The organism is Acinetobacter lwoffii (genome assembly GCF_024129355.1).
Taxonomy (GTDB): Bacteria; Pseudomonadota; Gammaproteobacteria; order Pseudomonadales; family Moraxellaceae; genus Acinetobacter; species Acinetobacter lwoffii_I.
In genome coordinates this window covers 22,708-37,342 of record NZ_JAMXXP010000008.1, presented here as the reverse complement: position 1 = coordinate 37,342, position 14,635 = coordinate 22,708, and the positions used below count along the sequence as shown (strand labels likewise).

The window sequence follows — 14,635 nt, the reverse complement described above, 5'->3', positions numbered from 1 at the left end:
TGTCAATGCAGGGCTTCAGGCAAGACCGCAATAGGTGAAGGCTTGGCCAGCTCGGTCTTCATTTTCTGCAGCATCTGATAAGGTTGTTGTTGCACGAACATATTTACGAAGGTCAAAGGAATGGAACCTTCCGGATTGGCATAACCATAGGTTGAAACCTTGACCTTGTTATTGGCTAGTTTCTGAAAAGTCCAGTCGCCCTGATAATCGGTTAAACGCACATAATCCGGATTTAAAGGATAGCCACTTTGGATGGCTTTATTCTTGATGGTGATCTGGCCATTGGCTTCCTTGATCATCTTGCTCTGTACAATCAGGTCACGGTCTTTTAAGGGAAATGGAAAATCCAGCACCATATACAGGGTAAAGTCACCTTTTTTATCATCGCGGGACAGGATCTTGATGCTACCCATATAGGGAACCCATTGCACTGCATGTGTGACATTCAGAATCAGGGACACAGCATTTTCAATGGGCGCGGTATAGGTGGTTTCAGCTTTATAGAGAAAGACCGAGTTTTGCTCATTCTGGTAGGTCCAGACCTTGATATTGTTTTTATGAATACTGAGTTTAGGCTTCTCAACAGGTTTTGCCTGCGCAATGGCACCAAGCGCCACTGCACAGAGCAGGAAAATCATTTTTTGCATTTTTTATTCGTCTTATTTTAGTTTTATACTTTTTTATAAATGATTTTGACTCGGTTTTAAACCTGAATATCGTTAAAACCAAGCACGTCCTTCATATCATATTTACGCGCTTCACGGCCGACGACCCAAGCTGCAGCACGTACCGCACCAGAAGCAAAGTTCATGCGGTTAGTCGCTTTATGAGTAATTTCCACACATTCCCCATCGGCAATAAACATTGCAGTATGTTCACCGACAATATCGCCACCGCGAATGGTCTGGAAGCCAATACTCTTACGCTCACGCGGACCAGTATGACCTTCACGGCAATACACTGCATCTTCTTTTAAGTCACGACCCAAAGTTTCCGCAATCGCCTCACCCCACATCAAAGCTGTACCCGATGGCGCATCTACTTTATGACGGTGATGTGCTTCAATCACTTCGATATCAACCGTATCACCAAAAACTTTAGAGGCCAGTTCAAGCAGTTTGATCGAGACGTTCACACCCACTGAATAGTTTGCTGCATAAACTACAGGAGTTTCTGTCGCAGATTGATCGAGATAGGCTTTTTGCTCGTCATTCATACCCGTCGTACCAATCACGATGGCAACACCGGCTTCACGGCAGATTTTCAGATGATTGACGGTCGCTGCTGGCGCAGTGAAATCAATCACGACATCACAGTCTTTGACTACATCGGTAAGGCTACCCACGACCTTAACACCTGTTGCGCCAATTCCGGCAAGTTCGCCAGCATCTGCGCCTAATAGTGTACTTTCAGGGCGTTCTACCGCAGCCGCCAATTGATAACCTGCTTCATGCACAGCCTGAATAAGGATACGCCCCATACGACCGCCTGCACCCAAGATCCCAATGCGTGGTGTAGCTGACATAACATAGTCCTGATGTTGATCCAAAATTGCTCTTACTATAGCAAAACTGTGGAATAACACTAAGATGCATTGCATAAAAATCAATGAAAATACTCAAAGATCGAAATCACTGATATTGATAAGAGTTTCAATCCGGTCTTTGGAATTATGGGCTAGATCTCATCCAGGTCGTCGGATATGGATCAATAGCACGCATGAACCTAACCCTCTTCAAAAAGCAGCTTTCAAATCAGATGAAGAACATTCAAGCTTCGGGGGCAGATTAGGATCGTCTAGAGTTTTTATTGTCTTTCAATTCAGCTCAGCTTATCTCTCACTGAAGCGATGAACCTAAGTCACTTAGGAATGATCTATACGATTTTGAAAATTTTTCCACTTAAGGTACTTTGAAAGCACATTTCAAAACTGGGACGAATATCTTCACCATCTACAGTGATATGTTTTATATTGGAATGAGATTGTGTTTTAGAAAAATGATGATCGACTGTTGCTTGAATAGCCTGTTGAGCCCCAAACTGATCCTTTACACTGATACTTTGTTTAAGCATATCTATACCTTTAATAATAGTTAAAGTGGCAAAATATCCACTAAAAATTTGATGTTTGTTAATTTTATCTTTAAATAACTTTATGATTTAGCTTAAATAATTGATTTAGAGAAGTATAGAATTTACGACCATCTAAGTTTAAATCCACCTCAACTCCAGAGGAAAGAAGAACTCTTTTACCCACTTCAATTCTTTTTAAACCCTGACGTGTATTTTGCATTTTATTGAGAGGAATTAACGAAACAATAATTTCAGTACCATTTTTAGATTTTGCAATTAAATCATTTATTTTTAACAACTTGAATCCTGTTTTTCTAAAGATTTTTCCAATTTTGAAAATAACTTAAAATTAAATTTTGAACGATAAAAAAAGCACTTATTAAGTGCTTTTTTTTACTGTTTATTCTTGCTTAGATAGCAACAATATTTACAGCATTCGGTCCTTTTTGACCTTGAGCTACACTGAATTCAACCAGTTGGCCTTCCATTAAGGTTTTAAAACCTGAACTGGCGATTTCGCTGAAATGAGCAAAAACATCTGGACCTGATTCTTGTTGAATAAAACCAAAACCTTTAGTTTCGTTGAACCACTTTACAGTACCTTTAACAACATTTGAGTTTGACATAATATATCCTACTAATTTTTTAATAATTTTTAGTCAATTTATTGACTGAATATAACTTTGAAATAATAAAGAATGAGACTTAAAATCTGAAAAAAAACGAAGGATTATGACTAAAACTACGATACTTAAAGAAGATTTACCGAAACAAGACTTTTTTCTAGTTAAGTTAACTATACACGAAAAATTTAATTAATCAAGTTTTCTTATATATATATTTATTTTATTTATTGAAAAATAAAATTCTAAAAATTCATAGTGATTTCAATAAGATTAAGCTTTCATTGTCATGATAACAAAATAAGAGTAATCTGCTGTACTGGTAAATTTGATAAGTAATGAATGCGATTATATAGCTCTGTAATAATAATATTGGCCTTTTTAATTTCGGGAATGATGCTTTTTTCTCAATTACAAAATATCTATCACCCTCCAAATTTGGACTCATACTTTCTATTTAGATAATCAAATATAAAAACAGAAACCGCTTTTTAGGCGGTTTTTATGTTTAAGCGATACCTATCAAACAATAAATAGCATCTTCTAATCTAGAGTATCTTATCTACATAATAAAAAAGGACGCCTCAGCGTCCTTTTTTACTTTCACTCAATTAATCAAACAAGCGATCAAAGAATGATTTTTTCTTTGGTGAGGATTTGCTGTCTTCACCATCCATGGTTTCTTGCAGTTCTTTCAACAATTCACGTTGACGTGCAGTTAAATTCACTGGAGTTTCCACCACAATACGGCACAGCAAGTCACCTTGCATGCTGGTACGTACCGGTTTAACACCCTTACCACGTAAGCGGAACAGTTTACCTGTTTGCGTACCTTCCGGAATTTTCAGACTAACACGGCCATCCAGCGTAGGAATCTGAACTTCCTTACCTAAGGCTGCATCGGCGATTGAAACCGGCACATCCATATACAGGTCAGCACCATCACGCTGGAAGATTTCGTGCTCACGCACCACCACTTCTACGTACAAGTCACCTGACTGACCGTCACGGATTGCTTCACCCTTACCAGTCAAGCGTACGCGGTCGCCATTGTCGACACCTGCAGGAATAGTGACTTCCAGAGTTTGCTGACGATCCGACACACCCGAACCATGACATTTATTACATGGGTTCTTGATGATCTTGCCCTGACCACGACAGGTGCTACAGGTTTGCTGTACCGAGAAGAAACCTTGCTGCATACGCACTTGACCGGCACCATGACAGGTACGGCAGGTTTCCACATCATTTGGATTTTTTGAACCCTTACCATCACAGGCATCACACGGTGCCGGTGCAGTAAAGGTAATGGTTTTCTTGACGCCTTTGACCGCTTCTTCCAGGGTCAGTTCCATCACATAGCGTAAGTCAGAACCACGGCGCGCGCGTTGCTGGCCACGACCACCACCGCCGCCGAAAGCACCACCGAAAATATCACCGAACTGGCTGAAAATATCTTCTGCGCTGAAACCACCGCCGAAGCCGCCACCGCCGCCCATACCCCCTTCAAAGGCCTGATGGCCCATACGGTCGTACATGCTGCGCTTTTCACCATCAGACAGCACTTCATAGGCTTCTGCTGCTTCTTTAAATTTATCTTCAGCTTCAGCATTGTCCGGGTTACGGTCTGGATGATATTTCATCGCCAACTTACGGTAGGCTTTTTTGATTTCATCATCACTAGCGGTTTTAGCGACGCCCAAAACCTCATAATAATCACGTTTAGCCATGTCTGGCGATGCTCCTCACGGAATTTTGTTTAATATTCAACTGAGGTCTGAAATTGGGGTCAAACCTGATTTTACAAGGGGAAATATGAAAAAAATTATATGCTTTAGAACACAGCTTTATTTTGAGAGAATTTATGCAGGCCTTTAAACCAGGCATTGAGCAGGAAAATAAAGGCAATAAAGCTGAAAATCACCCCGGTCACGACACAGGCTTTGACCCATAACTGGCTGTCCCAGGCAAAGAAAAACAGCGGAATAAACCACAGCGCAGCAAAGAGCGCCAAAATGGTATAAATCACGATATTTCGCATGATCCACAAGGCCTGCGCCTGTAACCAGACTTCGGCATAATCGACTTGTGTCACTTTACGGGCCAACCAGTAGGCAAAAAGTCCACTAAATAGCGTAAATAAGGCCAAAAACATGAAGACATAAGCCATCGCTACGGAACGTCGCATCTTGGTTAATGTAGTTTGAGTCATGTTGGTTTAACCTCATTACCGGATTGGCAGTTCGGCCAATGCAGTAGTTACTTATTTTTTTAAATTATAAAAATCTCAGCTGCTACTATATTGAAAATTTCAATATTTCGCACCTGAAATTATGACAATTTTAAACAGAATTTAAACTTTTTTTCACTTTAAACCATTGTGCATATAAGGCAGGCAGGAAAAACAGGGTCAGAAGTGTCGCCACAATTAAACCACCCATAATTGCCACTGCCATCGGCCCGAAAAAAATACTGCGGGACAAGGGAATCATGGCTAAAACTGCGGCCAATGCGGTCAATACAATCGGGCGACAACGGCGGACTGTGGCATTGATAATGGCATCCCATGGGGATTCTCCGGCCTGAATATCTTGCTCGATCTGGTCAATCAGAATCAGGGAATTTCGCATGATCATTCCAGAAAGCGCAATCGTCCCAAGCATGGCCACAAAACCGAAAGGTTTATTGAAAAGTAACAGGAATAACACCACTCCGATAATGCCTAAAGGCGCGGTCAGGAACACAATAAAGGCCCGTGAGATGCTCTTGAGCTGAATCATTAACAGGGTCATCACTACCGCCAGGAATAAAGGCATGCCAGCATTGACCGAGTTCTGTCCACGCGCGGATTCTTCGACCGTACCGCCGACTTCCAGCAGATAGCCATTCGGCAACTCAGCTCGAAGTTGGTGCAGTGAATCGTGTAATTCATTCACCACAGTGGCCGGCTGTAAGGCCGTGCGAATATCGGCACGCACAGTGATGGTCGGTAAACGATTCCGATGCCAGATCAAGCCTTCTTCAAAGCTATATTCAATGTTGGCAAGCTGTGCCAACGGTACCGAAGTACCACGTGACGTCGGTATCGCCAGACTGCTTAAAGAAGCGACATCAACGCGTTCAGCCTGCGCACCACGTAAACGGATTTCAATCAGTTCACGCTTTTCCCGATACTGATCAATGCCGGCCCCCAAAATCGAGCTGTTCAGCACATTGGCCAGTTCGCTGCTAGTCACGCCCAACTGACGGGCACGATCCTGATCGATCTCCAGTTTGATGACTTTGCTCGGCTCACCCCAGTCTAGATGTACATTGGTGGTATTCGGATTTTCGCCCACGGTTGCGGCGACTTTCTGCGCCCATTCACGAACCAGTCCCAGATCTTCACCAGAGACCCGGAACTGCAATGGATAACCGACTGGAGGGCCATTTTCCAGCAGGGACACCCGGGTACGGACTTCCGGTAATAACAGCCGAATCTGGTCACTCAAGGATTGACGGATTTCGTTACGATCTTCCAAAGAGGATGCCAGCACCACAAACTGGGCAAAACTGGTTTGCGGCAGCTGCTGATCCAGCGGTAAATAGAAACGCGGAGAACCAATTCCGACATAGGCCACATAGTTATCAATGCCCTGCTGTTTCGACAAAAAGGCTTCAACTTTTTTCACCGCAGCTTCGGTGGCTTTCAGAGAGGCGCCTTCTTCGAGTTTGAGATCCACCAGAATTTCAGCCCGATTCGAGGGCGGGAAAAATTGCTGTGGCACCAGCTTAAACATTAAAATGGAGAGAATAAAAATTCCTACCGTTGCTGTAATCACGGTCTTACGATAGGTCACGCAGGTATTTACCCAACGGCGAAAACCTTGATAAAACCGGGTTTGATAAGGGTCATGCTGTTCGCCGGCATGATGCACGACCGGCTGAGGTTCGGGCTGCTTGCGCAAACGCGCCCAAAGGCGCTGATACCACGGCGCTTTTTGTATCAAGTCTTTGTTGAAATTGGGCAGCAATTTATCGCCCAGATAAGGCACAAATAACACCGCGGCAATCCAGGACATCAGCAGTGCAATCGTGACCACCTGAAAAATAGAACGGGTATATTCACCGGTACTCGATGCTGCTGTAGCAATCGGTAAAAATCCGGCGGCGGTAATCAGGGTGCCGGTCAGCATTGGAAAGGCAGTGGTTTTCCAGGTAAAGCCTGCCGCTTCAAGCCGGCTATAGCCCTGCTCCATTTTAATCGCCATCATTTCAATGGCAATAATCGCATCATCGACCAGAAGACCGAGTGCCAGAATCAGGGCACCCAAGGAAATTTTATGCAGGCCGACATCAAATAAATGCATGCCGGCAAAGGTCATGGCCAATACTAGCGGAATCGAAAAGGCCACCACCAGTCCGGTACGAAAACCCAGCGAGAAGAAACTGACCAGCAGCACAATAATTACTGCCTCTGCCAGCACTTTCATAAATTCGTTAATGCTGCGTTTGACTGCCACTGGCTGATCGGAGACTTTTTGCAACTCCATGCCGAGGGGCAAGGTTTTTTGCAGACGGGCAAATTCCTGTTCCAGATGTTTGCCCAGTGCCAGAATATCGCCGCCTTTGCGCATGGACACGGCAATCCCAATGCCATTTTCAGCCATAAAACGCATCCGGGGTTGGGCCGGATCACTAAAGCCACGATAGATCTCAGCGACATCTCCCAGCTGAATGGTTTTGCCATTTATCAAAAGTGGCAGTTGCTGTAATTCTTCAATACTGTTTAAGGCACCGCTGACCCGAACCTGAATCCGGTCTGAACCGGTTTCAAAAAAACCGGCATGGGTCATGGCATTTTGCTGCTGCAAAGCCTGCTGAATGGCGCTGACTGGAACTCCGAGCTGGATAGCTTTGGTATTGGAAATCTCAATCCAGATTTTCTGGTCTTGCAGGCCGATTAAATCGACTTTGGCGACATCTTTGACCCGTTGCAGTTGTAGCTGCAAACGGTCGGCGTATTCCTTGAGGGTCGCATAATCGAAGTCTTTGCCTTTGAGCACATAGATATTGCCAAAGGTATCGCCGAATTCATCATTAAAGAATGGGCCTTGTACTCCTTGCGGCAATTCATGCCGGATATCGCTGACTTTCTTGCGCACGTTATACCAGACATCGGCCACATCTTTCGAAGCCAGAGAATCCTTGGCAATAAAGGTCACCATGGATTCCCCCGGACGCGAATAGGCCATGATGCGGTCATATTGCCCCGTGGTCATCAGTTCCTTTTCAATCCGATCCGTGACCTGTAAGGACACTTCTTTGGCACTGGCACCCGGCCAGTAGGTCTGAATGACCATCACTTTAAAGGTAAACGGCGGATCTTCACTTTGCGACAGCTGGGAATAGGACACGATGCCAATCAGCCCGAGCAGGATCATAAAATACAGTACTAGGCCCTTATTCTTTAAGGCCCATTCCGACAGGTTAAAGTTCATATTTAACTCCCTGCCTGAACGGTCACAGGACGGTTTTCACGATTAATCGGATTGATTTTTTGCTGGTCACGCAGCAAATGTACGCCGCCAATCACCACATAATCTTCCGCTTTCAGGCCACTGAGTACCGGTACGCTATCGCGACCATAAGCCCCTAAAGTCACCGGGACTTTGTGTACAGTATGATCCGGCTTGACCAGCATCACATAGGCTTGTTGATCTGTGGCTGAGACACTGGACAGCGGTACACTGAGCCTATTGTCCCGGCTGTGCTGGAAAAACACCCGGGCACTTTGTCCGAGCTGGATCTGAGCATTGCCTTCGCGCAGTGAGACTTTTACTCTAAATGTTCTCGATTGGTCTGCGGCTGGTGATATTTCACGGACAAAGGCACTAAATTTTTCTTCTGGTTTGGACCATAAAGTCACAGTGGCAGGCTGTCCGACCTTGACCTCTGAAATGGCCTGTTCCGGCACGCCAATCACCACTTCACGCTCACCGGAAATGGCTAACTCATATACCGCTTGCCCGGCTGCGACCACCTGTCCTGTTTCAATATTGCGTGCAGTGATCACGCCGTCTTTGGTGGCAGTCAGCTGGTTATAAGCAGTCTGGTTTTTAGCGGTATCATAATTGGATTGTGCCTGCTTCAGATTTGACAGGGCGGTCTTGTACTGGTTTTCGATCGCATCATATTGTGAGCGGCTCACGGCATTGGATGGCAATAACTGCTTGAAACGTTGTAATTCATCCTGAGCAATCTTAGTGGCAGACTGCGCACTTTCCAGCTGGGCACGTGCTGCATTCAGCTGCAGCTGGGCATCTTTGACATCCAGAGTTGCCAGGACTTGCCCGACTTTGACCTGGTCACCCACATCGGCGAAGCGCTGGGTCACCTGTCCAGCCACCCGAAATGCCAGCGCCGTTTGCTGGCGCGCCTGCACATCACCAGCATAACTTTTTAATTCATGCCGTGAAGAGGTGGGTGTGGCCACCATGACAAAGGGAACTTCCTGTTCTGCTGCAGCAGTATCTTTGCTGCACCCGCTTAAGGTCACGCTGCAAAGCACCACCATGCCAGCCAATACGCTGTAAATCCTGCTCATCTTATTCGCTCTTATCTGATCGTCTTTTTTAGGGCAAACTATGCTGATATATTGAATTGCTTGTTTTTTAATTAATATGCCACCCGGTACACTAATTAAAACTCAAGCTTCAAAGCAATGACCGTGGTGACTTTTTTTGGAAAAAATTGTGCAAATACCTGTAGGACGACCCAAGGATCTGGAAAAGCGTCAGCGCATCCTGAGTGTGGCCAAAGCGCTGTTTTTAGCGCATGGCTATCATGCCTCCAGCATGAACCAGATTGCACGTGAGGCAGGTGTGACCAAGCTGACGGTGTATAACCATTTTCAGGACAAGGCGACCCTGTTTAGCTGTGCGATTGAGGATACCTGTGAAGCCATTCTGCATGAACATCCTCAGCTCTTGCAGCCGAGCAGTGACTTTGCGCAGGAGTTTTATCAGGCCTGTCAGCGCGCTTTAAATATTATTCATTTACCAGAAGCGATCAAGCTGGACCTGCTACTGATGGAACTGGCATCGCAGCAAAGTCCTCTGGCAGAACAGTTTTATCAGGCCTTGCATAGCAAACTGGATGCAGTCTGGAATGATTTCTTTGCTCTGGCCCAACAGTACAGCTTTATTCAGGTCGATCTTCCAGAAAAACAGACCGAGCTGATCGTGTCCCTGCTGACCGGAACCCGTCATCAGAAAATCCTGCTGGGTCTCAGCCCTCCCCCTTCAAGCGCAGAACAGCAACAGATCATTAGCGAGGCCATTGAACTGTTTATGCTGAAATATGCTCTGCCTGATTAAAGCCTTCTCTCAGGATCGAGCACCGATAACCATATGTGGCCTAAAATTTGCTAAAAAAGCAGCCAATGCTCTGCAACTTTTGTCTCTAGGGGACTTGGATTGTCATGCAGTCGCGGTATAGTCAAAGCATGCATGTGAGGGAATAAAAAATGATTCAACAGATTGATGCACCACTACGCGAAGACGTACGCTTACTGGGTAATTTGCTTGGGGAAACCTTAAAATTACATGCCGGGCAGGATTTGTTTAATCAGATCGAGCAGATCCGTGCCCTATCCAAAGGCGCTCGCGATGGACAGGTCGAAGCAGAAAAACAACTGGAACAACTATTTTTGAGTCTGGAAGATGCAGAAATCCTGCCGCTGACCCGCGCCTTTACCCACTTTTTAAACTTTGCCAATATTGCCGAACAATATCATGTGGTACGTCGTCGCCGTCAGAGCGAGTTTGATGACACTGCAGAATCGCCCAATCCTCTGGTGCCTTTATTTGAAAAATTTAAACAGCAGGAGATTTCTGCCGATACGCTGTATCAGCAAATCTGTGAACTGAAAATTGAACTGGTTCTGACCGCGCATCCCACAGAAGTCAGCCGCCGTACCCTGATTCAAAAATATGACGGTATCAATAATGCCCTGTCCAAATTTGACCAGCAGAAACTGACTCCACGTGAACGTCAGGCAGTCCTGGCCGACCTGAAACAGCTGATCAGCTCCGCCTGGCAAACCGATGAAATCCGTCAGCATCGCCCAACTCCGATTGATGAAGCCAAATGGGGCTTTACCACTATTGAGCAGACCTTATGGAATGCAGTACCGAAATTTATCCGCGAACTCAATGGCATGGTCCAAGCACAATGTGGCCAGAACCTGCCCTTAGATGTCGCACCCGTACGTTTTGCCTCATGGATGGGTGGTGACCGTGATGGCAACCCGAATGTCACCCACACCGTTACTCAGGAAGTACTGTGGCTGTCGCGCTGGAAAGCAGCCGACCTTTATGTACGCGATATTGAAAACCTGCGCTGGGAACTGTCCATTCAGCAATGCAGTCCGGAAATTTCTGAAGCCTTGGGCCAGCCCCATCCTGAACCTTATCGTGAATATTTACGTGATACCCGTACCCGCCTGAAAGCCACCCGTCACTGGCTGGCAGAAAAATTAAAAGGCAATGATGCCGATGACAGTCTGGTGATTAAAAGTAAAGATGAACTTTTACAACCGCTCCTGACCTGCTACCGTTCACTGATGGACTGCAATCTGGCCGAAATTGCCAATGGCAGCCTGCTGGACTTTATTTACCGGGTCAACAGTTTTGGGATCGAACTGCTAAAACTAGATATCCGCCAGGAATCGGGTCGTCACCGTCAGGCGATTTCTGCGATTACCGAATATTTAGGACTGGGGAATTTTGAAACCTGGACTGAACAGGCACGGCAAAACTTTTTACTGCAAGAGCTGCAAAGCAAACGTCCGTTGCTGCCAAAACATCTGAATGAGCCAGCAGGCAGCCTGATTGAACATCCGGATGTACAGGAAGTGTTTGCCACCATGCGTACGCTAGCCGAGCAACCGAGCGAATCTCTGGGTGCTTATATCATCTCGATGGCGGAATATCCAAGTGATGTGCTGGCGGTTTTATTGCTACAGAAAGAAGCCGGCATCAAGCAGGCGCTACGGGTTGTCCCTCTCTTTGAAACCCTGAAAGATCTAGATGGCGCAGCCGCAACCATGTCGACCCTGTTCAATATGCACTGGTACAAACAGCATATTCAGGGCAAGCATGAAGTGATGATTGGTTATTCGGATTCTGCCAAGGATGCCGGTTTTATGTCGGCCAACTGGGCACAGTATCGTGCCCAAGAAGAATTGACGGCGATCGCCCAGCAACATGGCGTGCAATTGACCCTGTTCCATGGTCGTGGCGGTTCAATTAGCCGTGGCGGTGCGCCAACCCAGCAGGCACTCTTCTCTCAACCGCCAGGGTCGATTTCAGGTGCGATCCGGGTGACTGAACAGGGCGAAATGATCCGTTTCAAATTCGGTCTGGAAGAAATCGCCCTGCAGAATCTGGAAATTTATACCGCTGCAACACTGGAAGCGACCTTACTCCCGCCACCTGAACCCAAACAGGAATGGCGCGACTTGATGCATCAAATGACCGAGCTATCGGTGCAGGTCTATCGCCAGACCGTCCGGGAAAATCCGCATTTTGTGAAATACCTGCGTACCGTCACGCCAGAACTTGAACTGCAAATGCTGCCACTGGGTTCACGGCCGGCGAAACGTAAAGTCAGTGGTGGGATTGAATCACTGCGAGCGATTCCCTGGGTCTTTGCCTGGACCCAGATTCGCCTGATGTTACCGGCCTGGCTCGGTACCGGTGCTGCATTAAATGCGGTACTGGATCAGGGACAACGCACGGTACTGGATGAGATGCTGGCAGAGTGGCCGTATTTTCAGACCCTGATTGATATGCTGGAAATGGTACTGTCCAAAGCCGATGCCAATGTGGCGCTATATTATGAATCGCATTTGACTCAGGATGAAGATCTTAAAGTTCTGGGAACAGAACTGCGTCAGCGTTTGCAGGATGCTGTACAAACCCTGTTGAGCTTAAAAGGCGAATCGAAACTCCTGAGCAGTAACGGTGTACTGGATCAGTCGATGAAAGTACGTAAACCCTATTTGTTACCGCTGCACTTACTGCAAGCTGAACTGATGAAACGTCGCCGTTTATATCTGGAACAGCAGCAGGCTGAAAATACCCCGGTCGATCATGCCTTAATGGTCAGCATTGCCGGCATTGCAGCCGGTTTACGTAATACCGGCTGATTTTTCGCCCTCGCATTCAAAGCACATCCTGGTGATGTGCTTTTTTTGTACATGAATTGGCCAAAACCACTCACTGCATCGTATTTTTTATAACTAAAATAACAAATCTTTATGAGTGAATTTTAAGCATAGCTATATGATTAATCCACTGATTTAACGCTACTTTTATATTAAAAATATTTACCAATTGATAAAAAATAAATAAAAGTCAATGAATTAACTTGAACAAAAAGTTGAAAGGAGTGATTAAAACTTCCAAAAAACCGGAGTATGATGTGCACAATTTATCTTTTGAGTGCTCATTTTATGTCCAGTTGGTTTCCCAAATGGCGCCCGTATGAGGGCAGTATCGATGCACGACCAGTAGGTACCGCAGAGTATTTGCCACCCGCACAAACGGTAGTTTTGGGTGTACAGCATGCCTTTGCCATGTTTGGCGCAACCGTACTGGCACCTTTTTTAATGGGCTTTGATCCAAACCTGGCAATTTTAATGTCAGGGATCTGTACCATCCTGTTCTTTTTAATCACCGGTGGCCGGGTTCCAAGTTATCTAGGTTCAAGCTTTGCCTTTATTGGTGTGGTCATCGCAGCAACTGGTTATGCGGGTGGTGGCGGACTGAATCCGAATATTGGCGTTGCAGCAGGCGGGATTATCGCATGTGGCATCTTCTATGCGCTGATGGGCTTTCTGGTCATGGCGACGGGCACCCGCTGGATCGAAAAGCTGATGCCACCGGTAGTGACCGGTGCCGTGGTGATGATCATTGGCCTGAACCTTGCTCCAGTCACGGTTAAAAGCGTCATGGGCAACACCTTTAATATGTGGATGTCTCTCGTTACCGTGATGTGCATGGGCTCGATTGCCGTCTTTACCAAAGGCCTGCTGCAACGCCTGCTATTATTGGTCGGTCTGTTACTGGCCTATCTGATCTATTTCATGCTCAGCAATGTCATGGGTTATGGCACTGCGATTAATTTCCTGCCAATCCAGCAAGCAGCCTGGTTCGGTTTACCGACCTTCCATGCACCGACCTTTGAAGTCAATGCCATGCTGATCATCGCACCAGTTGCCTTGATTCTGGTGGCAGAAAATCTGGGCCATATTAAAGCCGTAGGCGCGATGACCGGTGAAAACCTGGATCCGCATATTGGTAAAGCCTTTGTAGCAGATGGTATTGCAACCACTTTAGCCGGTGGTGTGGGTGCGCCGGGTATGACCACCTATGGTGAAAACATTGGTGTAATGGCCGTGACACGGGTTTACTCGACCATCATCTTTGCAGTCGCGGGTGTCTTTGCTGTGTTCCTGGGTTTATCGCCTAAGTTTGGTGCGGTGATTCATACTATTCCAACGGCGATTCTGACCGGTGCTTCGATTATAGTCTTTGGTTTGATTACTATTGCTGGTGCCAAAATCTGGATTGAGAACAAGGTCGATTTTTCGCAGAACAAGAACCTGATGGTGGCTGCGGTGACCATTATTTTAGGTACGGGTGATTTTGCCCTGACTTTTGGTAGCTTCAATCTAGGTGGTATTGGTACGGCAACGTTTGCAGCCCTGTTCTTAAACTGGTTCTTCAGTCTGGTCGATAAAAAATAAAATTCAGCGATGACTGGGCACAGCCTGTTGCAAGCAAAAAGACCGAACATATATGTTCGGTCTTTTTTGTAGCCTAAAACAGTCTGTCTAGAATGAACTGTTTTAAGTGACTGGCAATTGATTCGCGTTGGCTTATTTCTGTTTT

At 46.0% G+C, this 14,635-nt stretch carries 12 protein-coding genes; 3 read left to right on the top strand and 9 right to left on the bottom strand.

The window, feature by feature from the left end; all coding sequences use genetic code 11:
- Positions 1-2: 2 nt before the first annotated feature.
- From NI468_RS06415 to NI468_RS06375, 9 genes are all read right to left on the bottom strand, one after another.
- On the bottom strand, positions 3-647 hold the full coding sequence (locus NI468_RS06415; RefSeq protein WP_253100746.1) for an START domain-containing protein: 645 nt from the start codon (positions 645-647) through the stop codon (positions 3-5).
- Between the two features lie 56 nt (positions 648-703).
- Positions 704-1,525 carry a 4-hydroxy-tetrahydrodipicolinate reductase gene (dapB, locus tag NI468_RS06410; RefSeq protein ID WP_253100743.1) on the bottom strand — a complete coding sequence of 274 codons (822 nt, stop codon included), beginning with the start codon at positions 1,523-1,525 and terminating at the stop codon, positions 704-706.
- Between the two features lie 350 nt (positions 1,526-1,875).
- Positions 1,876-2,073 carry a hypothetical protein gene (locus NI468_RS06405; protein WP_004728908.1) on the bottom strand — a complete coding sequence of 66 codons (198 nt, stop codon included), beginning with the start codon at positions 2,071-2,073 and terminating at the stop codon, positions 1,876-1,878.
- Between the two features lie 70 nt (positions 2,074-2,143).
- Complete coding sequence (locus tag NI468_RS06400; RefSeq protein ID WP_253100740.1) at positions 2,144-2,371, bottom strand: hypothetical protein; 228 nt, start codon at positions 2,369-2,371, stop codon at positions 2,144-2,146.
- A 112-nt stretch (positions 2,372-2,483) separates the two neighbouring features.
- A complete protein-coding gene (locus NI468_RS06395) occupies positions 2,484-2,699 on the bottom strand; it encodes a cold-shock protein (RefSeq protein ID WP_004280856.1) in 216 nt (71 codons plus the stop codon).
- 608 nt (positions 2,700-3,307) lie between these two features.
- Positions 3,308-4,426 (bottom strand): molecular chaperone DnaJ, encoded by a 1,119-nt coding sequence (gene dnaJ, locus NI468_RS06390; RefSeq protein ID WP_071850141.1) that lies wholly within the window; start codon positions 4,424-4,426, stop codon positions 3,308-3,310.
- Positions 4,427-4,530: 104 nt separating this feature from the next.
- Positions 4,531-4,908, bottom strand: coding sequence for a hypothetical protein (locus NI468_RS06385; RefSeq protein ID WP_004280853.1), 378 nt, complete (start codon positions 4,906-4,908; stop codon positions 4,531-4,533).
- A 130-nt stretch (positions 4,909-5,038) separates the two neighbouring features.
- Positions 5,039-8,176, bottom strand: a complete 3,138-nt coding sequence (locus NI468_RS06380; protein WP_253100737.1) for an efflux RND transporter permease subunit — start codon at positions 8,174-8,176, stop codon at positions 5,039-5,041.
- Between the two features lie 2 nt (positions 8,177-8,178).
- The gene (locus NI468_RS06375) at positions 8,179-9,282 is read right to left on the bottom strand and encodes an efflux RND transporter periplasmic adaptor subunit (RefSeq protein WP_253100734.1); all 1,104 of its coding nucleotides are present in this window, start codon (positions 9,280-9,282) and stop codon (positions 8,179-8,181) included.
- Between the two features lie 148 nt (positions 9,283-9,430).
- Here NI468_RS06375 and NI468_RS06370 point away from each other — a divergent pair, with 148 nt between their 5' ends.
- From NI468_RS06370 to NI468_RS06360, 3 genes are all read left to right on the top strand, one after another.
- On the top strand, positions 9,431-10,054 hold the full coding sequence (locus tag NI468_RS06370; protein ID WP_253100730.1) for a TetR/AcrR family transcriptional regulator: 624 nt from the start codon (positions 9,431-9,433) through the stop codon (positions 10,052-10,054).
- A 149-nt stretch (positions 10,055-10,203) separates the two neighbouring features.
- Complete coding sequence (gene ppc / locus NI468_RS06365; RefSeq protein WP_253100727.1) at positions 10,204-12,888, top strand: phosphoenolpyruvate carboxylase; 2,685 nt, start codon at positions 10,204-10,206, stop codon at positions 12,886-12,888.
- Between the two features lie 306 nt (positions 12,889-13,194).
- The gene (locus NI468_RS06360) at positions 13,195-14,490 is read left to right on the top strand and encodes a solute carrier family 23 protein (protein ID WP_004647682.1); all 1,296 of its coding nucleotides are present in this window, start codon (positions 13,195-13,197) and stop codon (positions 14,488-14,490) included.
- Positions 14,491-14,635: the final 145 nt, after the last annotated feature.